The sequence below is a fragment of the Micromonospora haikouensis genome (assembly GCF_900091595.1).
Lineage (GTDB): Bacteria > Actinomycetota > Actinomycetes > Mycobacteriales > Micromonosporaceae > Micromonospora > Micromonospora haikouensis.
This window is the reverse complement of record NZ_FMCW01000013.1, coordinates 183,220-205,486: the sequence shown is the minus strand read 5'-3', so window position 1 is coordinate 205,486 and position 22,267 is coordinate 183,220. Positions and strand designations below refer to the sequence as shown.

The following is a 22,267-nucleotide window of genomic DNA, read 5'->3' as shown; positions in this document are numbered from 1 at the left end:
CGAGATCGTCTCGCGCGCGGGCAAGCTCCCCCCGGATCCCGCTACGGCTCGATCAATCCCCGCACGAGCGGATCGTCGGGGCCGACGACCGGATGCTCCGCGAGGACCGCCCGCGCCTGCGCATGGTCCTCCGCGGCCAGGGCCGCCGCCGGGTTGCTGCGGCGGCTCGCCCGGGACAGCACGGTGCCCTCCTGAGAGTCGGCCGAGAGGGTCGCGTACGCCGCGTCGACGCCGCCGGCCGGCAGGCCGCAGTGGTCCAGCACGGCGGCGAGGGTCGCCTTCGGGTCGGCGGCGAGCGCCTCGTAGGCCACCGGCAGCAGCGGCACCCCGGCGCGGCGCAGCGCGCGGTAGCGGTCCAGCACCGACAACCAGGTCAACACGTACGCCTCCGTCGGCGTCGGCTGCCGCTCGTGCCGGGCGACGAAGGGCATGATCAACGGGGCCTGGGCCAGCACGTACTTCAGGAACGCCAGTTGCGCCCCCGGGTCGGGCAGGTGCGGCGTGAAGCCCTGGTGCATCGACTCCAGCCACGGGCGCGCGTCGCGGTGCAGGAACACGCCCCGGGCGGCGGGGAACACCTCGTGGAACAGGTCGCCGAGCTGGATGCCGCTGGCCCGGAACTTGACCGCCAGCGTCTCGGCGCCCCCGCTCCCGGTGTTGCTCCCGGCGTTGCCGAGGACGCGGACGCAGCTGCGGATCAGCCGCGCGTACTCCGCGTCGCGGCCCGGGTCCTCGTGCCGCAGCAGCGCGATCTCGGTGAAGACATCGGGCTCGGAGTAGCTGCGCACCCCCGCCACCTCGCCCAACGCCCTGCTGAGCAGCGTCGACCCGCAGCGCCCGACGGAGTAGACCAGGACCAGCCGCGCCGGGTCGGGCAGGCCGTCGGCGAGCCGGTGCAGGGTCTCGTAGGACACCGTGACCAGCCGCCGCGCAGCCCGGTACTGGTCGAGGTAGAGGAACGGCCCGCCGGCCAGGTCGACCCCGGGCGGGGCCTGCACGAAGTACGCGAGGCGGTGCTCGTCGTCGAGGCAGTGCAGGCTGACGTCGGGGTCGCCGAGCAGGCTCTCCGCCGGCACCGAGCCGCCCGGTCGTACGACGAAGTTGTGCGGGCTGGCCGGGACGAACTCGGCCGGCGCGACCTTGTCGAGGATGTCCAGCACCTGCGCGGACCCGTTCGTATCCATCGACGCCAGACGCTACGCGGAATCACGGTGCGCGATCAAGCCCTCGCGGAGCGCTGAGCCGGTGGATGCCCCCGTGGGTGGCGGGCGGGGTGTCGTGCCGGGCTCCGATCCCGTGGTCCCGCGGCTGCATCGCGTGGCTCGCGACCTGCGGCATGTTCACGCTCCGTGGTGTGAGTGCGGCTGGGCTCGAATGGTGCGACGGGTCCTACTGTCGGTGACCCCTGCCCGACCAAACTCAACCCTTCGCCCTTCCTTTGCTCTGCACCCATCGACGCAGCACCCGGTTCTAGCTGCTTCTATTAAGTATGTGGATGCTTGGAGGGGTGGGAGGGGGTGTTGCGCTGCGTGAGCGTTGCGTATGTGGGTGCAGAGCAAAGGGCGCGTCCATGCGTGGTGCTTGCTCGGCGATGGTGACGTTGGGTGGTGGTTCGTACCGAGTGGGGGCGGTGGCGAGCGAAAGCGGTGGGAGTGGCGACGGTGGGAGTGGCGGAGTGGGGCGCAACCCCGGCTGATGGCCGCCCTGCTTGACCGCCTCGCTCCACCCCGGTCGCAGGCGCGTGGATCGCCCGGCGACTCGTGCTCCCCAAGGTGGTGGATCTTGGTATCAAACGGCCCCTCTGGGGGCCGAAACTTACCAAGATCTACCCGGCTGTCGCCGGGGGGCTCTGCGCCACGAACGAGCCCTTGCCCTGGTGCACCTCGATCCAACCCCGCTCGTCGAGGATCCGCAGGGCCAGTCGGATCGGCGTCGCGCTGGCGCGGTACTGCTCGCACAACTCGGTGATGGAGGGCAGTTTGTCGCCGGGCTTGAGCGTGCCGCTTCGGATCGACGCGGTGACATCGTCGATGACCTGCTCGTAAACGGGTTGTCTGGGCATGGCGGGGCCACCTCTCGTCAGCCCTCCGAGCATGCCACCCGACACAGCATTCTGTGCATGTTGGGTTGACTCTGTACTCACTGCACTCTAGGTTGCGGATGAGGGCCTCTCGTCAGCAAACGGAGTGCCTCTCACCCGGGCGGGGCGACCCCCGTGCGCCCCGCCCCCTGACAGCCCCTGATCCCGAAGGAGGCACAGATGCGTGAGCGCCCGCACGACGGGCCGCTGCCGCCGGCGCGCCCGATGCCCGACGGCCGGCCTCCACAACCCGACGGGGACCGGGTGCCCGGCCCGCCCAGGCCCGCCCGCGCGCCGGTCAGCCGGCGGCAGCACGCCTACGGCGCGACGATCGCGGTGGTCGTACTCGTGCTGTTGGTTCTCGGGGTCCTCGGGTGAGCGGGACGGCCCGGCGGGTGAACGAGCTGCCGGTCGGCCGCCGGGTCGCCCACTGGCGGGTGCGGCGCAACATGACGCAGCAGCAGTTCGCCGACCGCCTCGGCAAGTCGAAGAGCTGGGTGGACAAGGTCGAACGCGGGGTGCGCAGGCTGGAGCGGGTGTCCAGCCTGCGGGAGGTCGCCGAGGCGCTCCGGATCGACCTGGAGATGCTGCTGGCGGATCGACCCGCGCCGGCGGACCGGGCCGCGGCGGGTGTGGCGCGGGGCGTGGAGGGGGTCCGGGCCGCCCTCGCCCGCTACCACGTGGCGGCCCCGGCCCGGCCGCCCGACGTGGCGCAGGTGCGGGCCCGGCTGGGGCACGCGGAGCAGAGCTACCGGCACGCCCGGTACCCGGAGCTGCTCGCCCTGCTGCCCGGCCTCCTCGACGCCGCCCGCGAGGCGCGCGCCACCTGTCCGGGCCGGCCGGCCGACGGTCTGCTGGCGTCCGGGTACGGGCTGGTCGCGCTGGTGCTCGTGAAGGTCGGCCAGGGGGAACTCGCGTGGCTGGCCGCCGACCGGGGCCTGGCCGTCGCCACGGCCGCTGCAGACCCGTGGCTGGCCGCCGCCGCGACCGTACCGCTGTGTCAGGCCCTGCGGGCGAGTGGCCGGCTGCGGTCGGCGGTGGAGGCGGCGGTCGTGGCCGCCCACCGCGTCGGGCCCTGCCTGTCCGGTGCCGCGCCCGCCGACGGCCCGGCCGTGCGCGGGGCGCTGCTGATCCAGGCCGCCCTGGCCGCCGCCGGCCGGGGCGACGAGCGGGCCGCCGGCGAGCTGCTCGGCCGGGCCGATGAGGCCGCCCGGTCCGCCGAGCCCGGGGGCAGCTCCGGCTCCGGCGGCGAGGGCTTCGGGTGGGCGGCGGTCGAGGCCGCCCGGGTGGTCGCCGGGTCCGCGCTCGGCCAGGTCACGGCGGCGACGGTACGCCACGAGAGGCTGATCGCCGGCGACGGGTGGCGGTGGCTGCCGCCCGAGCACCGGGCCGCGTACCTGCTGGACGTGGCCCGCCTGTACGGCTCGGCCGGCGACGGGCTGCGCGCGGGCCGGGCGGTGCTGGACGCGGAGCGCACCGCCCGGGGCGAGGTGCACGACCGGCCGGCGGCGAGAGACCTCGTCGGCGTCGTGGCGCGGTCGGCGGCGGCCCCGGCCGCCCTGACGCGGCTCGCCGCCACCCTCGGCGTCACCTGACCGGATCTTCCCTACGCGCCGACCGAGCGGTAGACCTCGACGGTGCGGGCGGCGATCGCGTCCCAGGAGAAGTGCTCGACCGCCCGGACCCGCCCGGCCCTGCCCAGCGTGGCGGCCTTCGCCGGGTCGGCCAGCACCCGGTTGATCGCCGCCGCCAGGTCGGCCACGAACCGCTGCGGGTCCAGCGGCGTGCCCGAGCCGTCGGCGGCCTGCTCGATGGGCACCAGCAGCCCCGTCTCGCCGTCGGCGACGACCTCCGGGATGCCGCCGGTGGCGGTGGCCACCACCGCCGTCTCGCAGGCCATCGCCTCCAGGTTGACGATGCCCATCGGCTCGTAGACCGACGGGCAGACGAAGACCGTGGCGTGGGTGAGCACCTGGATCACCTCGTGCTTGGGCAGCATCTCCGCCACCCAGATGACCCCGGAGCGCTTCGCCCGCAGCTCGGTCACGAGGCCCTCCACCTCGGTGGCGATCTCCGCCGTGTCGGGGGCCCCGGCGAGCAGCACGAGCTGCGTGTCGTCCGGCAGCTCCCGGGCGGCCCGCAGCAGGTACGGCAGCCCCTTCTGCTTGGTGATCCGCCCGACGTAGACGACGCTGGGGCGGGCCGGGTCGATGCCGAGCCGGTCCACCACGTCGGTGCCAAGGTCCGGGGCGTACTGGGCGGTGTCGATGCCGTTGTAGACCACCTTCACCCGGTCGGGGTCCACCGCCGGGTACGCCGCCAGCACGTCGGCGCGCATGCCCGCGCTCACCGCGATGATCGCGTCGGCCGCCTCGTACGCGGTGCGCTCGCACCAGGAGGAGAGCGCGTAGCCGCCGCCGAGCTGCTCGGCCTTCCACGGCCGCAGCGGCTCCAGGCTGTGCGCGGTGACCACGTGCGGCACCCCGTGCAGCAGCTTCGCCGTGTGCCCGGCCAGGTTGGCATACCAGGTGTGGCTGTGCACCACGTCGGTGCCGGCGCACGCGCCGGCCATCTCCAGGTCGACGCCCATGGTGCGCAGCGCGGCGTTCGCGCCGGCGAGGCCGGCCGGCTCGGCGTACGCGGTGACGCCCGGCTCGCTGCGCGGCGCGCCGAAGCAGTGCACCCGCACGTCGGCCAGTCGGCGCAGCTCGCGGGCCAGGTACTCGACGTGCACGCCGGCTCCGCCGTACACCTCCGGCGGGTACTCGCGGGTGAGCAGATCGACGCGGAGTGCTCCGGTGGCGGGGGTGGCGGCGGTCATGCCCCGCACCCTAGTGCAGAAGTCCGTCCGTACGAGTGGTGAAGTCGCACGCGGATGGTTAGCGTCTGGGCATGGCTGACAAGGTGCTCGCGATCGTCCTGGCCGGTGGAGAGGGCAAGCGCCTGATGCCGCTCACCGCGGACCGGGCGAAGCCCGCCGTCCCGTTCGGCGGGATGTACCGCATGGTCGACTTCGTCCTGTCCAACCTCGCCAACGCCGGCTTCATCAAGATCGTCGTGCTGACCCAGTACAAGTCCCACTCGCTGGACCGGCACATCACCATGACGTGGCGGATGTCGACGCTGCTCGGCAACTACGTCACGCCGGTGCCGGCGCAGCAGCGGCGCGGCCCCTGGTGGTTCGCCGGCTCCGCCGACGCGATCTACCAGAGCTTCAACCTGATCCACGACGAGCAGCCGGACTACGTGATCGTCTTCGGTGCCGACCACATCTACCGGATGGACCCCCGGCAGATGGTCGACGACCACATCGCCTCCGGCGCCGGGGTGACCGTCGCCGGCATACGGCAGCCGCTGTCGATGGCCGACCAGTTCGGCGTGATCGAGGTCGGCGCCGACGGTCGGCGGATCCGGGCGTTCCGGGAGAAGCCCACCGACGCCGTCGGCCTGCCCGACGCCCCCGACCAGATCTACGCCTCGATGGGCAACTACGTCTTCACCACGAAGGCGCTCCTGGAGGCCGTCGAGCAGGACGCGGAGGACAAGACCAGCAAGCACGACATGGGCGGCAGCATCATCCCGATGCTGGTCGAGCGCGGCGAGGCCAACGTCTACGACTTCCGCGACAACGAGGTGCCGGGCAGCACCGACCGAGACCGCGGCTACTGGCGGGACGTGGGGACGCTCGACTCGTTCTACGACGCCCACATGGACCTGATCAACGTGCACCCGGTGTTCAACCTCTACAACTTCGAGTGGCCCATCTACACCGAGCAGCCGCCGTACCCGCCGGCGAAGTTCGTCCACCAGTGGGGCGAGCGGGTCGGCCGGGCCGTCGGCTCGATGGTGTCGCCCGGCGCGGTGGTCTCCGGCAGCCTGGTGGAGAACTCGATCGTCTCGCCGAAGGTCAAGGTGCACTCCTGGGCGCACGTCGACGGCTCGGTGCTGATGGAGGGCGTGGACATCGGCCGGCACGCCGTGGTCCGCCGGGCCATCCTCGACAAGAACGTGATCGTCCCCGAGGGGGCCGAGATCGGCGTCGACCTCGAGAAGGACCGGCAGCGCTACACGGTCTCCGACAACGGCATCGTGGTGATCGGCAAGGGGCAGCGGGTCGAGCCCTGAACCATCCACACTTGTCGTGTCGCGTGTGAGCCCGGCCCGCGCCGGGAAGACCCATCGTCCGTAGCGTCCCTGGAGGTTGCAGCAGTGGCCCACCCCCGCGCCGGTCAGCCCGCCGAGCCCACCGACCTGGTCGACGTGCCCCGGCTGGTCACCGCCTACTACGCCGAGCATCCCGACCCGGACGACCCGGCGCAGCAGGTCTCCTTCGGCACCTCCGGGCACCGGGGGTCGAGCCTGCGCCACGCGTTCAACTCCGACCACATCCTCGCCGTCACCCAGGCGCTGTGCGACTACCGCCGCCAGCAGGGCCTCGACGGGCCCCTCTTCCTCGGCCGGGACACCCACGCCCTGTCCGCCCCGGCGGCCGTCGACGCGCTGGAGGTGCTCGCCGCCAACGGGGTCACCGTGCTGCTCGACAGCCGCGACGGCTACACCCCCACCCCCGCGGTGTCGCACGCCATCGGAACCCACAACCGGGGCCGCACCTCGGGGCTCGCCGACGGCATCGTGATCACCCCGTCGCACAACCCGCCCGACGACGGCGGGTTCAAGTACAACCCGACCCACGGCGGCCCCGCCGACGCCGACGTGACCAGGTGGATCCAGGACCGCGCGAACGCGATCCTCGCCGCCGGGCTCAAGGAGGTCAACCGCATCCCGTACGCGCGGGCCCGCGCCGCCGACACCACCGGCACGTACGACTTCCTCGCCCACTACGTCGACGACCTGCCCGCCGCGCTCGACCTCGACGCCGTACGCGCCGCCGGGGTGCGCATCGGCGCGGACCCGCTGGGCGGGGCCAGCGTCGAATACTGGGGGGAGATCGCGCAGCGGCACCGGCTCGACCTCACGGTGATCAACCCGACGGTCGACCCGACGTGGCGGTTCATGACCCTCGACGGCGACGGCAAGATCCGGATGGACTGCTCCTCGCCGAACGCGATGGCGTCGCTGATCGCCGCCCGCGCCGACTACCAGGTCTCCACCGGCAACGACGCCGACGCCGACCGGCACGGCATCGTCACGCCCGACGGGGGCCTGCTCAACCCCAACCACTACCTCGCCGTCGCCATCGGGCACCTGTTCCGCACCCGGCCCGAGTGGGGCCCCGACGCGGCGGTCGGCAAGACCCTCGTGTCGTCCTCGATGATCGACCGGGTCGCCGCCGACCTGGGCCGGACGCTGCTTGAGGTGCCGGTGGGGTTCAAGTGGTTCGTCCCGGGCCTGCTCGACGGGTCGGTCGGCTTCGGCGGCGAGGAGAGCGCGGGGGCGTCGTTCCTGCGCCGCGACGGCAGCACCTGGACCACCGACAAGGACGGCATCCTGCTCTGCCTGCTCGCCGCCGAGATCATCGCGACGACGGGCCGGACGCCCAGCGAGCACTGGGCGGAGCTGGCCGGGCGCTTCGGTGCCCCCGCGTACGCCCGCATCGACGCCCCGGCCGACCGGCGGCAGAAGGCGGTGCTGGCGAAGCTCTCCCCGGAGCAGGTGACGGCGACGGAGCTGGCCGGCGAGCCGATCACGGCGACGCTGACCGCCGCGCCGGGCAACGGGGCGGCGATCGGCGGGCTGAAGGTGACGACGGAGTCGGGCTGGTTCGCGGCCCGTCCGTCGGGCACGGAGGACGTCTACAAGATCTACGCGGAGTCGTTCCAGGGCCCGGAGCACCTGGCCCGGATCCAGGAGGAGGCCAAGGAACTGGTGACGGCGGTGCTCGGACAGGCGTGAGCCGGCGCACGACCGGGGCGTCCGGATAACCCGAGCGGGCGTGCTCCGTTACCCCTAGCGGAACCCGGGCCGTCGAGCGCCCGGGCCGCGGGGGAAGGAGCGCCATGCGCGCGATGGTCGTGACGGGTGCCGGATCGTGAGGGTCGTGGTGACCGGGGGCGCGGGCTTCATCGGCTCCAACCTGGTCCGGGAGCTGATCCGGGTCGACGGGGTCGGCGAGATCGTGGTGGTCGACGACCTCTCCACGGGTTCGTTGGACAACCTGGCGGACCTCCCGGTGCGCCTGCTGGTGGGCTCCGTCATGGATCCTGACCTGCTCGACGAGGCCGTTGCCGGTGCGGCGAGCGTGGTGCACCTGGGTGCCCTCGGGTCGGTCCCCCGGTCCATCGCGGACCCGCTGCGCAGCCACCATGCCAACGCCACCGGCACGCTGACGGTGCTGGAGGCGGCGCGGCGGCACGGTGTCGGGCAGACCATCCTGGCGTCCTCGTCGTCGGTGTACGGGGCGAACCCGGTGTTGCCGAGGCGGGAGACCCTGCGCCCGATGCCGATGAGCCCGTACGCGGTGTCGAAGCTCGCGACGGAGGCGTACGCCAACGCGTACGCCTCCTGCTACGGGCTGCCGGTGCTGCCGTTCCGCTTCTTCAACGTCTTCGGGCCCCGGCAGGCCGCCGACCACGCGTACGCGGCGGTGGTGCCGCGGTTCGTCTCGGCCGCGCTGGACGGCCGGCCGCTGGAGATCTTCGGCGACGGCCTGCAGACCCGCGACTTCACCTACGTCGGCAGCGTCACCGACGTGCTCGTGGACGCGATCCTGCGCCGGGTGCACGTCCCGGACACCGTGAACCTCGCGTTCGGCGCCCGCATCTCCCTGCTCGACCTCGTCGCCGAGTTGGAGGCGGTGCTCGGCCGGCGGCTGGAGACCCTGTACGGGCCGCCACGCACGGGCGACGTGCGCGACTCCCAGGCGGACTGCGGGCGGCTGCGGGACCTGTTCCCCGCCGTGCGTCCCCACCCGTTGCGGGAAGGGCTGGAGGCCACCGTCGGTTGGATGGCCGGTCGCGTGCCCGCCGGCCGCTGACCGTGCCGGAGCCCCGCTCGGCGCTGGGGACCGTCGCTCCCGAGGGGCCGCCGGAGGCCGGCGCGCGGGCGCTGGCCGCCGCTCCGCCCGCCGGTGCCGGGCGGAGCCGCCGGCTGGCCACCGGTGTCCTGACCGCCGGCGTCGCGCGGGGCGTCGGCCTGCTCGCGCCCGTGCTCCTGATCCCGATCTGCCTGTCTCGGCTGGGCGCGGAGCGCTACGGGCTGTGGATGGCGGTGCTCGCCCTGACCGGCATGGCGGCCTTCGCCGACCTGGGCCTCGGCGCCGGGCTGATGACCAAGCTCGCGCCCTGCTACGCCAGCGGCGACACGGCCCGGGCGCGCGGGTACGTCTCCACCGCCTACGCGGTGCTCACCGTCGTGGCCGTGACGCTGGGCGTCCTGCTGTGGTCGCTGGCCTGGCTGGTGCCGTGGACGTCGCTGTTCAACGTGGCGGGGGTGGTGGAGCCGGGGGAGACCCGGGCCGTGGTGCTGATCTGCCTGACCTCGTTCCTGGTGAACATTCCGCTGGCCCTGGTGGTCCGCGTGCAGTACGCCTACCAGCAGGTGGGCGAGAGCAACCTGTGGCAGGGGGCGGGCGCGTTGGCGACGGTCCCGCTGGTGCTGCTCGTGGCGCGGCTGGGGCTGCCGGCCGTCGCGGTCGTCGCCGCCGCGTCGGCGGGTCCGCTGCTGGCCAACCTGGCGAACAGCGCGTGGGTCTACGGCCGGCGGATGCCCGCGCTGCGGCCGGGCATCGGCGCGGTCGACCGCCGGTTGGGGGCCGCGCTGCTCCGTCTCGGCGGGATGTTCTTCCTGGTGACGGTCCTGACCGGGCTGTCGACCAACATGGACAACCTGATCATCACGCACACCCTCGGCCCGGAGAGCGTCACCGCGTACGCGGTGCCGGCCCGGCTGGCGCTGCTGCTCGGCGCGCTGGTGACGGTGCTCAACCTGCCGCTGTGGTCGGCCAACGGCGACGCCCTGGCCCGTGGCGACCTGGCCTGGGTCCGCCGGACGGTCCGCCGGATGGTCGTGCTCTCCGTGCTCGCCACCGTGCCGCCTGCGGTCGGGCTGGTGCTGGTGGGCGACCGGCTGTTCGCCGCCTGGCTGCCGGTGCCGCTCGACGGCGACCGGTGGCTGCTCGGCGGCCTCGCGCTGTGGTTCCTGCTGATCGGCTCGTTCTCGGCCCTGATGATGGTGCAGAACGCCGCCGGGGTGGTCCGTCCGCAGGTGGTCGGGCTGGTCGCCTACGTCGGCGTCGCCGCGGTGGCCAAGTGGCACGCCGTCGAGGCGTACGGGCTGGCGGCCGTCCCGTTCGTCGGCACCGCCGTCTACGCGCTGACCGTGCTGCCCGCCGGCTGGTACGGCTATCGGCGCACGCTCGCCCGGTACGCTGGCCTCCGCCCGGCGAGTCCGTCCGCCGGGCCCGCCGTTGAGCAGGACGGCGACGCCGTCGGGGCCCGCCGGGAACGGAGGCCGATGCCATGACGCGGACGGACGGCGGGGCGGGCTGGGTGGCGATCGTCGGCCCCTTCCGGTTCCCCTGGGGGCAGGCGAGCTCGCGGCGGGTGCACGGCATCGCCTGCTCGCTGGCGGCGGCAGGGCGGCACGTCGTCGTCGCCTGCGGCGAGCACGGTCCCGGGCTGACCCCGCTGCCCGAGGCGGTGGGGCCGGGCTCGGTGTCCTACCTCGGGTTGGGCGAGATCCCGCCAGCCGGGGCGGGGAAGCTCGACAAGGCGGTGCGGGCGTGGTGGAGCTGGGGGGCGCGGACGGTGCGCTGGCTGGACAGCCGGCCGACGCGGCCGAGCCATGTGGTGCTCTACAACGGCGACGCCCCCTACGCGGCACGCCTGCGGGCCTGGTGCCGGCGCAACGGGGTGCCGCTGATCGCCGACGTGGTGGACCGGTACAGCCCCGAGCAGCTGCGGGGCGGCCGGTTCGCCCCGCCGTACCTCAGCGCGCTGCTGGCGTTCCGGTACCACTACCCGCGCTGCGCCGGCGTCATCGCGGTCAGCTCCTACCTCGGCGACCACTTCCGGGGGTACGGGCTGCCGGTGCTGCGGGTGCCGCCGACGCTGGACGCCCGCGCCCTCGCCGTCCTCGCCGACCACTGGTCCGACGGCGACGGTCCCCTCGGGCTCGTGTACGCGGGCGACCCGGGCCGCAAGGACCTCGTCGCCACCATCGTGCGGGCGGTGCGACTGGTCGACGAATCCGGGGACCGGGTCGAGCTGCGCATCGTCGGCCCCACCGTCGAGCGGGTCCGCGAGCTACTCGGGGGCGAACCGGTGCCGGCAGGGGTGCGGGTGCTGGGCCGGCTGCCGCAGCAGCAGGTGTGGGCCGAGGTCCGCCGGGCGGACTTCAGCGTGCTGCTGCGCCCGCCGACGCGCTTCAACCGGGCCGGGTTCCCCACGAAGTTCGGCGAGAGCCTGGCCAACGGCACGCCGGTGATCGCCAACCTGACCAGTGACCTGGCCGAGCACCTGACCGACGGGGTCGAGGGGCTGGTCTGCCCCGACCACTCGGTGGACGCCCTCGCCGCGACCCTGCGCCGGGCGCTGCTGCTGAGCGTGGAGGACCGTGCCCTCATGCGTAAGGCCGCCCGTCGGCGGGCCCTGGAGTCGTTCGACTTCAGGGTCCACGCGCGGGCGCTGGCCGACTTCCTGGACTCGGTCCGGCCCTGAAGCACCAGGGGTGATATGCACCTTTTGCCACTAATGCGTGACTAGTGGTGCCCCGGGTCGTTGATCTCGGCGACGACCGACAGGCCGAACCAGGGGCGAGGACGAGGAAACGCTGATGAACCCAACGACAGCGGGGCGTCGGGTGCTGATCACCGGGGGGACCGGCTCGTTCGGCCGGACGATGACCCGGCGGCTGCTCGATCGCGGTGTGGGCGAGGTCCGGGTGCTCAGCCGGGACGAGGCCAAGCAGGACGCGATGCGCCGCGCCCTCGGCGACGGCCGGGTGAGCTACCACATCGGCGACGTGCGCGACTACGACAGCGTGCAGCGCGCCAGCCGGGGGGTGGACTTCGTCTTCCACGCCGCCGCCCTCAAGCAGGTGCCGTCGTGCGAGTTCTTTCCGCTGGAGGCCGTCCGCACCAATGTGCTGGGCAGCGCGAACCTCATCGAGGCGGCCACCCGCAACGGGGTTAGCTCGGTGGTGGTGCTCAGCACCGACAAGGCCGTCCAACCCATCAACGCCATGGGCCTGACCAAGGCGCTGATGGAGAAGGTCGCCCAGGCGCACGCCCGGGGCAGCTCGGGCGGCACCGTCGTGTCCTGCGTCCGGTACGGCAACGTCATGTACTCCCGGGGTTCGGTGATCCCGCTGTTCGTCGAGCAGATCCGCTCCGGCGCGATGCCCACCGTGACCAACCCCGCGATGACCCGGTTCCTGATGTCCCTGGCCGACTCGGTCGAACTGGTCGAGCACGCCTTCGCGCACGCACGGGCCGGCGACGTCTTCGTCCGCAAGGCCGCCGCGTGTGCCATCGGCGACCTGGTCGTCGCCCTGTGCCAGCTCTTCGACGTGCCGGCCAAGTACGACGTGATCGGGGTGCGGCACGGCGAGAAGCAGCACGAGACGCTGGCCAGCCGCGAGGAACTCGCGCGGGCCGAGGACTTCGGCGACTTCTTCCGGGTGCCGGTCGACGCCCGCGATCTCAACTACGCGGCATACGTCACCGAGGGGACCCTCGGCGGCCGTCCGGCCGAGGACTTCACCTCCGCGAACGCGCGGCGGCTCACCGTACCGGAGATCGTGGCGCTGCTGCGCACGCTGCCCGAGATCCGCGCGGAGCTGGCCCTGCGCGAGCCGGTGCTGACCTCGTGAAGGTCGCCCTCACCGGCGCGGAGGGCTTCCTCGGCTGGCACACCCGGGTGCTCCTGCGCGCGCTCGGCTGGCCCGATCCCGTCCTGATCGGCCGGGCCGACCTGGCCGACGCGGCCGTGCTGGCCGACCGGCTCAGCGGCGTCGACCGGGTGCTGCACCTGGCCGGGGCCAACCGTGGGGAGCCGGCCGAGGTGGCGGCCGGCAACGTCGCCGTCGCCGAGGCGCTCGCGCGCGGCCTGCGCCGCTGCGCGCAGCCGCCGAAGACCCTGGTGTACGCGAACACCGTCCAGGCCGGCAACGGCACCCCCTACGGCGACTCGAAGGCGGCGGCGGCGGCGATCCTGGCCAGGGCCGCCGCCGGCTGCCACCTCGTCGACCACCGCCTGCCGCACCTGTACGGCGAGCACGGGCGGCCGTTCTACAACTCCGTGACCGCGACATTCTGCCGGGTCCTCGCCGACGGCGGGGAGCCCGAGCTGCGCGACGACCGCGAGCTGCGCCTCGTGCACGTCACCGACGCCGCCGCCGCGCTGCTCGACGCCCCGCCGGCCGGGGCCTGGGACGCCGCGATGCCGGCGCTGCGCATCGGCGTCCACGCCCTCGCCGGCCGGCTGGCCGGGTTCGCGGCGACCTACCGCAGCGGGGACCTCCCACCGCTGACCGACCGGCACGACGTGCGGTTGTTCAACACCTACCGCTCGCACCTGTTCCCGGCGGGCTATCCGATCCCGCTCGTCCGCCGCGTCGACCACCGGGGCGAGCTGGTGGAGGCGGTCCGCAGCCACGGCGCGGGGCAGGCGTTCTGCTCGGCGACCCGCCCCGGCGTGACCCGGGGGGAGCACTTCCACCTGGCCAAGGTGGAGCGCTTCGTCGTGCTGCGCGGACGCGCCGAGATCCGGCTCCGCCGGGTCGGTGGGCGGGAGCTGGTCCGGTTCCCGGTCGACGGGGCCGAGCCGGTCGTGGTGGACATGCCGACGATGTGGGCGCACGACATCACCAACACCGGCGACGGGGACCTGCTCACCCTCTTCTGGACGAACGACCTGTTCGACCCGGCCCGGCCGGACACCTACCCGGAGCCCGTGGCCGCCGCGTAGGGCGCGGTCGACGGCGGCGGGTCCCGGTGTGCGAACGACGGAGGTGGACCTGATGACCAGGGTCATGACGGTGGTCGGCACCCGGCCGGAGATCATCCGGCTGTCCCGGGTGATCGCCCTGCTGGACCGGACGGTGGACCACGTCCTCGTGCACACCGGGCAGAACTGGGCCCCGGCGCTGTCCGACGTGTTCTTCAGCGACCTGCGGCTGCGCCGCCCCGACCGGTTCCTGCGGGTGGACACGGCGTCCCTCGGCCGGGTGCTCGGCGGAGTGCTGGTGGGCGTGGAGGCGGCGATCGAGGAGCACCGCCCGGACGCCCTGCTGGTGCTGGGCGACACGAACAGCTGCATCGCGGCGCTGATGGCCCGGCGGATGCGGGTGCCCGTCTACCACATGGAGGCCGGCAACCGCTGCTTCGACCTCAACGTGCCCGAGGAGACCAACCGGCGGATGGTCGACCACGTCGCCGACTTCAACCTGGTCTACACCGAGCACGCCCGGCGCAACCTGCTCGCCGAGGGGTTGCACCCGCGCCGCATCCTGCACACCGGATCGCCCATGCGGGAGGTGCTGGAGCACCACCGCGCCGCCGTGGAGACCTCCTCGGTGCTCGATCGGCTGGGCCTCGAACCCGGCGGATACTTCGTGGTCAGCGCCCACCGGGAGGAGAACGTCGACGACCCGGCGCGGCTGCGGCGGCTGCTGGACTGCCTGGCGGCCGTGCGGGACACCTGGCGGCTGCCGGTGCTCGTGTCCACCCACCCGCGCACCCGCAAGCGGCTGGAGGCGATCCCCGCCGCCGACGTGGCGCTCGACGGCATCGACTTCCACGAGCCGTTCGGGTTCCTCGACTACGTCCGCCTGCAGACCCGGGCGCGGTGCACGCTGTCCGACAGCGGCACGATCAGCGAGGAGTCCGCCATCCTCGGCTTTCCCGCCGTGACGCTGCGGGAGTCTATCGAACGCCCGGAGGCGCTGGACGCCGGCGGCATCATCATGACCGGGCTCGACCCGGCGGGCGTCGTCGAGGCGGTCGCCCTCACCGTCGACCAGGTGGCCGCGCACGGCGTGCCGTGCCCGGCGGACTACCGGGTGCCGGACACGTCCCGCCGGGTGGTCGACTTCATCCTGTCGACCGTGCGCCGCCACCACGACTGGGCCGGCATCCGGCCCCGGTGCCAGCCCGCGTCGTGACGCCCGTCCGTCCGTCCGCCGGCAGGGCGGGCGGACGCCGCCGGAGTCACGGGGCCGGGTCGACCCCCCACAGCCGACGCCACTGCCGCGCGACGTGGTCCAGGGTGAGCGGCGACCCGCGCAGCACGCGGGCGATCTCGGCACGCCGGACGTCGTCCGCGCCGGCCTGTTCCAGCGCGACCCGGGCCCAGACCTGCGGCCCGGCGCTCAGCGGCACCAGGGTCAGCCCCGAGACGAGGCCGGACAGCTCCCGCAGGGACGGCAGGTCGGCCGCCACGACCGGGACGCCGACGGCGAGCGCTTCGAGCACCACGCCGGGCAGGCCCTCCCGCAAGGAGGGCAGCAGCAGCACGTCGGCGGCGTGCAGCACCGGGCCGACCTCCTCGACCTCACCGGCGAGCACGACGTGCGGGTCGCGGTCGACGCCCGGATGCGCGGCGGTCAGGTCGTCGACGCCCAGCGGCCCGGCGACCAGCAGCCGGACCCCCGGGCGGTGCTCCCGCGCGGCGCGGTGCACCTCCACGAGGAAGGGGCGGTTCTTCACCGGGTGGGCCCGGCCGAGGAAGCCGAACACCGGCTCGTCGCCGGGCAGGTCCCAGCGCCGTCGGGCGGTGGCGCGGTCCCAGCCATCGGCCCTGCTGGTGTCCACGCCGTTGTACAGCACCCGGTACCGGCGGTCGTGCGGCCGGGGACCGGCGAAGTCGACGGCCGCGGCCGTCACCCCCAGGACGTCGGTCGCGGCGTGCGCGAGCACGACCCGGCACAGTCGGCGCAGGAGGCGACGTCGCAGCGAGGCCGGCTTGCCGTCGCCCTCGCTCCACATCCGGGCGATCCGCACCGGCACCCGGGCGACCCGGGCGGCGGCCAGCACCGCCGCGCTGAACAGGCTGATGTGGGAGACGACCACGTCGGGACGGACGGCGCGCAGGCAGCGCCACAGCCGCAGGGGGAACAGGTGGCCGGGCCGGATCGGACACTGCACGACGGTGGCCCCGGCATCCCGGTAAGCCGGGGTCAGCGACCCCGTCACGCCGTTGACGGTGACGAAGGTCTGGTGCGCCTGCCCGGGTGGCACGGCGCGGCAGATGTCCAGCGACGCCATCTCGATGCCGCCCCGGTCGAGGCACCCGACCACGTGCAGGACCCGCACGGCCGGCGTCGACTCCGCTGGACGGCGCTGGGCCGGGTGGGGCGCGGTCGGATCCGCGAGGGTCATGGGCACTCCTTGGTCGGCGATGGGGCGGGTCGGGGCGGTCCCGCGCCGCAGGGGACCGGCGCGGGTCAGGGCACCGCGGACAGCGGGCGTACGCGGGTGCGGTGCCGGCGGCCGAACCGGCAGGCCAGCCAGACCAGCAGGAGCGTCGGCATGGAGTACTTGACGAGGCAGAACAGGATGTTGTCGAGGTCGGAGCTCTGGGTGGTGACGAGGACCCACACCACGGGCGCGACGAGCTTCGGCGTCAGCTCCGGGGCGTCCACGGCCGCCGTGTAGTACCCCTGGACGGCGCGGACGGCGAGGCCGAAGGCCACGAAGGAGAGCACGCCGCCGACCAGGCCGAAGTTGATGATGCCCTCGCCGGCCGTGCCGTAGATCTTGCTGGAGCTGCCCTCCCCCGCCGAGTAGAGCGGGTTGTAGAGGATGCGCGATCCCACGTCGACCTTGCTGGCCGGCACGTCGGGGAAGAGGCCGTCGGGCAGGAACATGAACCAGGCGTTGGCGTAGGTCGCCCCGAGCACCGGTTCGAACTGGCCGTCGAGGTAGCGCTGCAGAATGACGCTCTGGATGTCGGCCCGGCCCAGGTCCGCGGTGAGCAGCATGGGCATGTCCCGCCCCGTGTCCGACACGGCGCCCTGGACCGTGCCTGCCCGCCGGATCTCGTCGAGGGCCTTGGTGCCGCCCAGCTTGTAGAAGGCATACAGGTAGATGAAGGCGAAGGCGAGCACCGCCACCCCGGCGAGAACCTTGCGGGGCACCCGCCGGACGGTGACGTTGATCAGGACGAGGGCCAGCAGCAGCGGCCAGAGCGTGCTGCTCCGGCTGCCCTTGAGCCCGCCGATGAAGAACTGCGTCACGGTCAGCGCGAGCACGAGCAGGACCAGCAGGACGGTGCGCCGGGCGAACGTCTTGCGCCAGCGGACGAGCGCGAGGGTGAAGAGGACGTACGGGAACGCCTCGGAGAGCACGATGAGCGGGCCGAGCCCGGTCATGTCCTTGACCCGGTTGGCCTGGTCGGCCATCGTGGCGACGAAACCGTCGATGCCGCCGAAGATGGCGATCTCGTAGCCCATCGCGGCGGTGCTGACCACCGCCAGGGCCAGGCCCGCCGCGTAGAAGGTGGGCAGGTGCATCGAAGGCGCCCGGCGGTGCCGCTGGCGGGGCCGGCGGGGGAGGGCGAGCACTACCCGGTAGAGGGCCGTGCCGACCGCGTTGAGGATGCCGAGCATGCCGAGCGCGTCGCGCCAGACGGGCTGGTTGTAGACGCCCGTCACCCACTCGTCGAGGGCCACGTTCAGGATCGGCGCGAGGTAGAGGAACTGGAGCCCGATCAGGCCCGCGCAGGCCCGCGGGTCGAACACGTCGACGCCCCGGCGGAACCACCGCAGCGCCTCGGCGCCGATGAGGACGCCGGTGAGGGTCGTGGGCACCATGAACCAGTGGCGCAGGTCCGGTAGGCACGCCATCAGCGTGAGGCTCAGCGACGTCACGAGAATCACGGCCAGGACGTTGTTGTCCACCGGCTTCCCCGTGGTCACCGGCCCGGTCGCGCGGAGCGCGCCGACGGGTCGTGCGGCGGGACCAGCCAGGGTCGTCATCGGATCCTCCTCGTGCGGCGGCGATGGGTGCGCCGGTGGCGTCGACACCCTCCTAACCAGGTCCGGGCCGGGAACGTTACTCAGCGCTACGGGGCGGGGGGCCGGATGGATCCGTCCGGGTGGACGCGAGCCATGCCGGGAGAAAAACGGCTAATGCTCTGTTATGGGCGTTTCCTGGATGCGGGTCGGTCGTTGCCCTGGGTGTTACGGGGGCGTACCGCCCGGCGACGCCTGGCTCATGCCTGGCGGCGGCCGGGGCGCCGGCAGCGGCGGACGGATCGGATGACGAGATGCATGTAGTGATCATGGCCGGCGGCAAGGGAACGCGGCTCAAGCCGTACACGACCTCGCTGCCGAAGCCGTTGGTGCCGATCGGGGACAGCCACGCGATCCTGGAGATCGTCCTGCATCAGCTCGCGAGCTGTGGCTTCACCGATGTCACCCTGGCGATCAACCACCTCGGCTCGCTGATCCGGGCCTTCGTCGGCGACGGCTCCCGGTTCGGGCTGTGTGTGCGGTACGTCGAGGAGAGCGTTCCCCTGTCGACGATCGGCCCGTTGTTCGGCATCCGCGACCGGCTGCCCGAGCACTTCCTGGTGATGAACGGGGACGTGCTCACGGACCTGGACTACGGCGACCTGCTGCGCACCCACGCCGCCTCCGAGGCCCCGCTGACCGTGGCGACCTTCCACCGCACCGTGAAGATCGACTTCGGCGTGCTCTCGGTCGAGGACGGCCGGGTGGTCGAGTTCAGCGAGAAGCCCATCCTCGACTACCACGTCAGCATGGGCGTCTACGGCCTCTCCGCGCGCACCATCGCCGCGTACCCGGCCGGGCTCGCCTTCGGCTTCGACCAGCTCGTGCTGGACCTGCTCGAGCGCGGGGAGCCGCCGGCGAGCTACCCGTTCGACGGGTACTGGCTCGACATCGGCCGGCCCGAGGACTACGACGAGGCCAACCGGGCGTTCGAACGGCTCCGGCCGATCCTGCTGTCCCCGCGCACCCCGGAGCCGGTGTGACCACCGTCCTGGTCCTCGGGGGCTCCGGCTTCATCGGCGGGCACGTCCGCGCCGCCCTGCGCCCGCACGCGGCGCTGGTCTGCCCCGGCCGGCGCGACGTCGACCTCGTCGCCTGCGACGTCGACGAACTGGCCGCGCTGCTGCGCGCCGCCCGACCCGACGCGGTGGTGGCCTGCACCGGTCGGCTCGACGGGCGGGCCGACGAACTCGTCGCGGCGAACGTGTCGGTGACCGCGAAGCTCGTCGAGGCCGTCGCGGCCGAGGCCCCCGGCGCGCGGCTGGTGCGGATCGGCTCCGCCGGGGAGTACGGGCCGGTGCCGCACGGGCACGCCGCCGCCGAGAGCGACGACGCGCGCCCGGTGAGCGAGTACGGCCTGACCCACCTGACCGCCACCCGGCTGGTCGAACTGGCCGCCGCCGCGGGCCGGGTCGACGGCGTCACCCTGCGGGTGTTCAACCCGATCGGCCCCGGCCTGTCCGCCGACACCGTGCTCGGCCGGGTCGCGACGCTGCTGCGCCGCGCGACGCCCGGTGGCCGCATCACCGTCGGCCCCCTCTCGGCCCACCGGGACTTCGTCGACGTCCGGGACGTGGCCGCCGCCGTGGCCGCCGCCGTCCGGGCACCCTGGCTGCCGCAGCGGGTCTACAACGTCGCCAGTGGCCGGGCGGTGCCGGTGCGGGAGGCGGTCCGGCTGATGGCGGAGGCCGCCGGCTTCACCGGCGCGGTACGCGAGGACCAGCCGGCCCCGGGCCGCTCGGCGGCGGTCGACTGGATGTGCGGCGACATCTCCCGGGCCGCGCGCGACCTGGGCTGGGGAACCTCCTACGACCTCGCCGAGTCGGTCAAGGCGAGCTGGGCCGCGATGGGCGCCTGACCGGTCCGCCCGCGGGCGCGCCGGTGCACCGAGCACGACAAACGAGGGGAAGAAGACAACGTGTATCGCAGGATTGGGATCGTCGGCCTCGGCTACGTCGGGCTGACGCTGGCCGCCGCGCTGGCGCGCAAGGGGTTCGAGGTGCACGGGGTGGACGCGAACCCGGCGGTGCGGGCGGCGTTGCGCGGCGGCCGCCCGCACATCTTCGAGCCGGGCATCGCCGACGTGTTCGCCACGCACGCGGGCCGTTCGGTGTTCGTCGACGACGAGCTGCCGACGGACCTCGACGCGGTGGTGCTCAGCGTCTCCACGCCGGTCGACGAGCGGTCCCGGCGGCCCGACCTGTCCAACCTCGCGGCGGCCGCCGAGCAGGTGGCCCGCTGGTGCGGCCCGCAGACGCTGGTGGTCGTCCGCAGCACCGTCCCCGTCGGGACGAGCCGGCGGGTGGTCCTGCCGGCGCTGACCGCGGCGTGGGGGCGGGCGCTGCTGGTGATGGCGCCGGAACGGACCATCCAGGGGCAGGCGCTGCGGGAACTGGTCGAGCTGCCCCAGGTCGTCGGCGGCGTGGACGACGAGAGCCTGCACGCCGGGTTGGAGCTGTTCGGCGGGCTCGCCCGGCAGACGGTGCCGGTGTCCAGCCTGGAGGCCGCCGAGCTGGTCAAGCTCTCCAACAACTGCCACACCGACCTGATCTACTCGTTCGGCAACGAGGTGGCGCTGATCGCCGAGCGGCACGGCCTCGACCCGCTGGAGGTGATCCGGGCCGCCAACCTCGACTACCCCCGGCCGGACCTGAGCCGGCCCGGGTACGTCGGCGGCGGCTGCCTGTCGAAGGATCCGTACCTGATGGTGGCCAGCGCCGGAGACGACGGCGCGTTCCTGGTCGGTGCGGCCCGACGGCTCAACGAGCAGCTGCCGGTGCACGTCGCCGAGACCGTCGTGGAGCTGATCCGGCAGCGGCGCGGCGACACCGTTGGCGCCCGGCTGGCCGTGCTGGGCTGGGCCTACAAGGGCTGGCCGCCTACCGACGACATGCGCGGCACGCCCATCGCCGCGATGATGCCGGTCTTCCGGGCGGCCGGGCTGGTCGTGCTCGGGCACGACCCGATGGTGCCCGACCAGGTGATCCGGGCCTACGGCGGAGAGCCGACCAGCCTGGACAAGGCATTCGGCGACAGCGACGCGGTGCTCGTGGTCAACGACCACCCCGACTACCGGGCGCTGGAGATCGGCGGCCTGCTCGCGGCCGGCGGGGCGGGCGTCGTCTACGACTCCTGGCGGATCCTGGACGAGGCGACGGTGACCGCCGCCGGGGCGCGGTACGCCGGCATCGGCTACCTCCCCGCGCCGCGCGCCGCCGCCCCCACCGGCCGGGTGACGGCGTGAGGCGGGCACTCGTCCTCGGCGGCGCGGGCTTCATCGGCCTGCACCTGACCGAGCGGCTGCTCGCCGAAGGCCACCGGGTGGTCGTCGTCGACGACTTTTCCCGGGGCCGCGACGACGAACGGCTCGGCGCGTTGCGCGGCGACCCGGCCGTCGAGGTCGTCTCGGCGGACCTGACCCGGCCGCAGGCGTGGGCGGCGCTGCCCCGCGGCTGCGACGAGATCTACCTGCTCGCCGCCGTGGTCGGGGTGCGCAACGTCGAGGCCGATCCGACACGGGTGATCCGGGTCAACACCCTGACCGCCCTGCATCTGCTGGACTGGGTCGAGCCCGGCGACCGGGTCTTCTTCAGCTCCACCAGCGAGGTGTACGCCGGCGGCGTCGACGCCCGCGTCGTGCCGGTGCCGACGGCCGAGGACGTTCCCGTCATGATCACCGACGTCACGTCGCCCCGGTTCTCGTACGCGATCAGCAAGCTGCTCGGCGAGGCCGCCTTCGTGCACGCCGCCCGCGCCCGACGCTGCGCCGCCACGGTCGGGCGCTTCCACAACGTGTACGGCCCCAGGATGGGCACGGACCACGTCATCCCGGAGATGTCGCTGCGCGCCCTCGACGGGGAGGATCCGTTCCGGGTGTGGGGCGCCGACCAGTACCGCGCGTTCTGCCACGTCGACGACGCGGTCGAGGCGGTGCTGCGGCTGATGCGCTGCCCGGCTGCGGCCGGCGAGATCGTGCACATCGGCAACGACGCCGAGCAGACCAACATCGGCGACCTGGCCAAGCTGGTGCTGCGGGTCGCCGACGCGGCCCCGGTCCTGCAACCGATGCCCGCGCCGCCCGGGTCGGTGCACCGCCGCTGCCCCGACCTGGCGACGCTGCGGCGGCTGACCGGCTTCGAGCCGGTGGTGCCGCTGGAGGACGGGGTGCGTCGGACCTTCGACTGGTACCGCGCCTGGCGCGCCGGCACGGAGGACGCCCGCGGCCGGTGACGGGCGGGTGAAAGGCGGGTGGCGGGAGAGCGGTCGGCTCCCGCC

The 22,267-nt window shown here is 73.6% G+C and carries 19 protein-coding genes; 14 read left to right on the top strand and 5 right to left on the bottom strand.

Features of this window, described 5'->3' with window-relative positions:
- Positions 1 to 41: 41 nt before the first annotated feature.
- Both GA0070558_RS15585 and GA0070558_RS15580 read right to left on the bottom strand, forming a co-directional pair.
- Positions 42 to 1,184: a sulfotransferase family protein gene (locus tag GA0070558_RS15585; protein WP_091280301.1), complete on the bottom strand. Its 1,143-nt coding sequence runs from the start codon at positions 1,182 to 1,184 to the stop codon at positions 42 to 44.
- Between the two features lie 641 nt (positions 1,185 to 1,825).
- Positions 1,826 to 2,062, bottom strand: coding sequence for a winged helix-turn-helix domain-containing protein (locus tag GA0070558_RS15580; RefSeq protein ID WP_077937113.1), 237 nt, complete (start codon positions 2,060 to 2,062; stop codon positions 1,826 to 1,828).
- 198 nt (positions 2,063 to 2,260) lie between these two features.
- Here GA0070558_RS15580 and GA0070558_RS15575 point away from each other — a divergent pair, with 198 nt between their 5' ends.
- Together GA0070558_RS15575 and GA0070558_RS34875 are read left to right on the top strand one after the other, a co-directional pair.
- The gene (locus tag GA0070558_RS15575; protein WP_091280298.1) at positions 2,261 to 2,458 is read left to right on the top strand and encodes a hypothetical protein; all 198 of its coding nucleotides are present in this window, start codon (positions 2,261 to 2,263) and stop codon (positions 2,456 to 2,458) included.
- On the top strand, positions 2,455 to 3,675 hold the full coding sequence (locus GA0070558_RS34875) for a helix-turn-helix domain-containing protein (protein WP_305119941.1): 1,221 nt from the start codon (positions 2,455 to 2,457) through the stop codon (positions 3,673 to 3,675). Before GA0070558_RS15575 ends, GA0070558_RS34875 begins: the two co-directional genes overlap by 4 nt.
- Before the next feature lie 11 nt (positions 3,676 to 3,686).
- Here the strand turns inward: GA0070558_RS34875 and glgA are convergent, their stop codons facing one another.
- Positions 3,687 to 4,901: a glycogen synthase gene (gene glgA, locus GA0070558_RS15565; protein ID WP_091280213.1), complete on the bottom strand. Its 1,215-nt coding sequence runs from the start codon at positions 4,899 to 4,901 to the stop codon at positions 3,687 to 3,689.
- Between the two features lie 71 nt (positions 4,902 to 4,972).
- On the opposite strand from glgA, the gene glgC reads away from it, so the two are divergent.
- The 8 genes from glgC (at position 4,973) to wecB (ending at position 15,142) form a co-directional block, all read left to right on the top strand.
- Positions 4,973 to 6,205: a glucose-1-phosphate adenylyltransferase gene (glgC, locus tag GA0070558_RS15560; RefSeq protein WP_091280210.1), complete on the top strand. Its 1,233-nt coding sequence runs from the start codon at positions 4,973 to 4,975 to the stop codon at positions 6,203 to 6,205.
- Between the two features lie 84 nt (positions 6,206 to 6,289).
- On the top strand, positions 6,290 to 7,933 hold the full coding sequence (gene pgm / locus GA0070558_RS15555; protein WP_091280206.1) for a phosphoglucomutase (alpha-D-glucose-1,6-bisphosphate-dependent): 1,644 nt from the start codon (positions 6,290 to 6,292) through the stop codon (positions 7,931 to 7,933).
- A gap of 136 nt (positions 7,934 to 8,069) precedes the next feature.
- On the top strand, positions 8,070 to 9,014 hold the full coding sequence (locus tag GA0070558_RS15550; protein WP_091280202.1) for an NAD-dependent epimerase/dehydratase family protein: 945 nt from the start codon (positions 8,070 to 8,072) through the stop codon (positions 9,012 to 9,014).
- A complete protein-coding gene (locus GA0070558_RS15545; RefSeq protein WP_256091963.1) occupies positions 8,981 to 10,501 on the top strand; it encodes a lipopolysaccharide biosynthesis protein in 1,521 nt (506 codons plus the stop codon). The genes GA0070558_RS15550 and GA0070558_RS15545 overlap by 34 nt, the downstream gene beginning before the upstream one ends.
- The gene (locus GA0070558_RS15540; RefSeq protein WP_091280199.1) at positions 10,498 to 11,697 is read left to right on the top strand and encodes a glycosyltransferase; all 1,200 of its coding nucleotides are present in this window, start codon (positions 10,498 to 10,500) and stop codon (positions 11,695 to 11,697) included. The genes GA0070558_RS15545 and GA0070558_RS15540 overlap by 4 nt, the downstream gene beginning before the upstream one ends.
- 115 nt (positions 11,698 to 11,812) lie before the next feature.
- The gene (locus GA0070558_RS15535; RefSeq protein ID WP_091280195.1) at positions 11,813 to 12,850 is read left to right on the top strand and encodes a polysaccharide biosynthesis protein; all 1,038 of its coding nucleotides are present in this window, start codon (positions 11,813 to 11,815) and stop codon (positions 12,848 to 12,850) included.
- Positions 12,847 to 13,947 carry a polysaccharide biosynthesis C-terminal domain-containing protein gene (locus GA0070558_RS15530; RefSeq protein WP_091280192.1) on the top strand — a complete coding sequence of 367 codons (1,101 nt, stop codon included), beginning with the start codon at positions 12,847 to 12,849 and terminating at the stop codon, positions 13,945 to 13,947. Before GA0070558_RS15535 ends, GA0070558_RS15530 begins: the two co-directional genes overlap by 4 nt.
- A gap of 52 nt (positions 13,948 to 13,999) precedes the next feature.
- Positions 14,000 to 15,142, top strand: coding sequence for a non-hydrolyzing UDP-N-acetylglucosamine 2-epimerase (gene wecB / locus GA0070558_RS15525; RefSeq protein ID WP_091280392.1), 1,143 nt, complete (start codon positions 14,000 to 14,002; stop codon positions 15,140 to 15,142).
- Positions 15,143 to 15,188: 46 nt separating this feature from the next.
- On the opposite strand, the gene GA0070558_RS15520 is transcribed toward wecB, so the two are convergent.
- Together GA0070558_RS15520 and GA0070558_RS15515 are read right to left on the bottom strand one after the other, a co-directional pair.
- Positions 15,189 to 16,358, bottom strand: coding sequence for a glycosyltransferase family 4 protein (locus GA0070558_RS15520; RefSeq protein WP_091280189.1), 1,170 nt, complete (start codon positions 16,356 to 16,358; stop codon positions 15,189 to 15,191).
- Positions 16,359 to 16,423: 65 nt separating this feature from the next.
- A complete protein-coding gene (locus tag GA0070558_RS15515) occupies positions 16,424 to 17,956 on the bottom strand; it encodes a hypothetical protein (protein WP_091280186.1) in 1,533 nt (510 codons plus the stop codon).
- Positions 17,957 to 18,246: 290 nt separating this feature from the next.
- Between GA0070558_RS15515 and GA0070558_RS15510 the strand changes: the two genes are divergently transcribed.
- From GA0070558_RS15510 to GA0070558_RS15495, 4 genes are read left to right on the top strand one after another with little or no spacing between them, the layout of a single operon-like run.
- Positions 18,247 to 18,975 carry a sugar phosphate nucleotidyltransferase gene (locus GA0070558_RS15510; RefSeq protein WP_091280181.1) on the top strand — a complete coding sequence of 243 codons (729 nt, stop codon included), beginning with the start codon at positions 18,247 to 18,249 and terminating at the stop codon, positions 18,973 to 18,975.
- Positions 18,972 to 19,850: an NAD-dependent epimerase/dehydratase family protein gene (locus GA0070558_RS15505; protein WP_256091962.1), complete on the top strand. Its 879-nt coding sequence runs from the start codon at positions 18,972 to 18,974 to the stop codon at positions 19,848 to 19,850. Before GA0070558_RS15510 ends, GA0070558_RS15505 begins: the two co-directional genes overlap by 4 nt.
- A gap of 60 nt (positions 19,851 to 19,910) precedes the next feature.
- Positions 19,911 to 21,236: a nucleotide sugar dehydrogenase gene (locus GA0070558_RS15500; RefSeq protein ID WP_091280179.1), complete on the top strand. Its 1,326-nt coding sequence runs from the start codon at positions 19,911 to 19,913 to the stop codon at positions 21,234 to 21,236.
- Positions 21,233 to 22,222, top strand: coding sequence for an NAD-dependent epimerase/dehydratase family protein (locus GA0070558_RS15495; RefSeq protein ID WP_091280176.1), 990 nt, complete (start codon positions 21,233 to 21,235; stop codon positions 22,220 to 22,222). The genes GA0070558_RS15500 and GA0070558_RS15495 overlap by 4 nt, the downstream gene beginning before the upstream one ends.
- Positions 22,223 to 22,267: the final 45 nt, after the last annotated feature.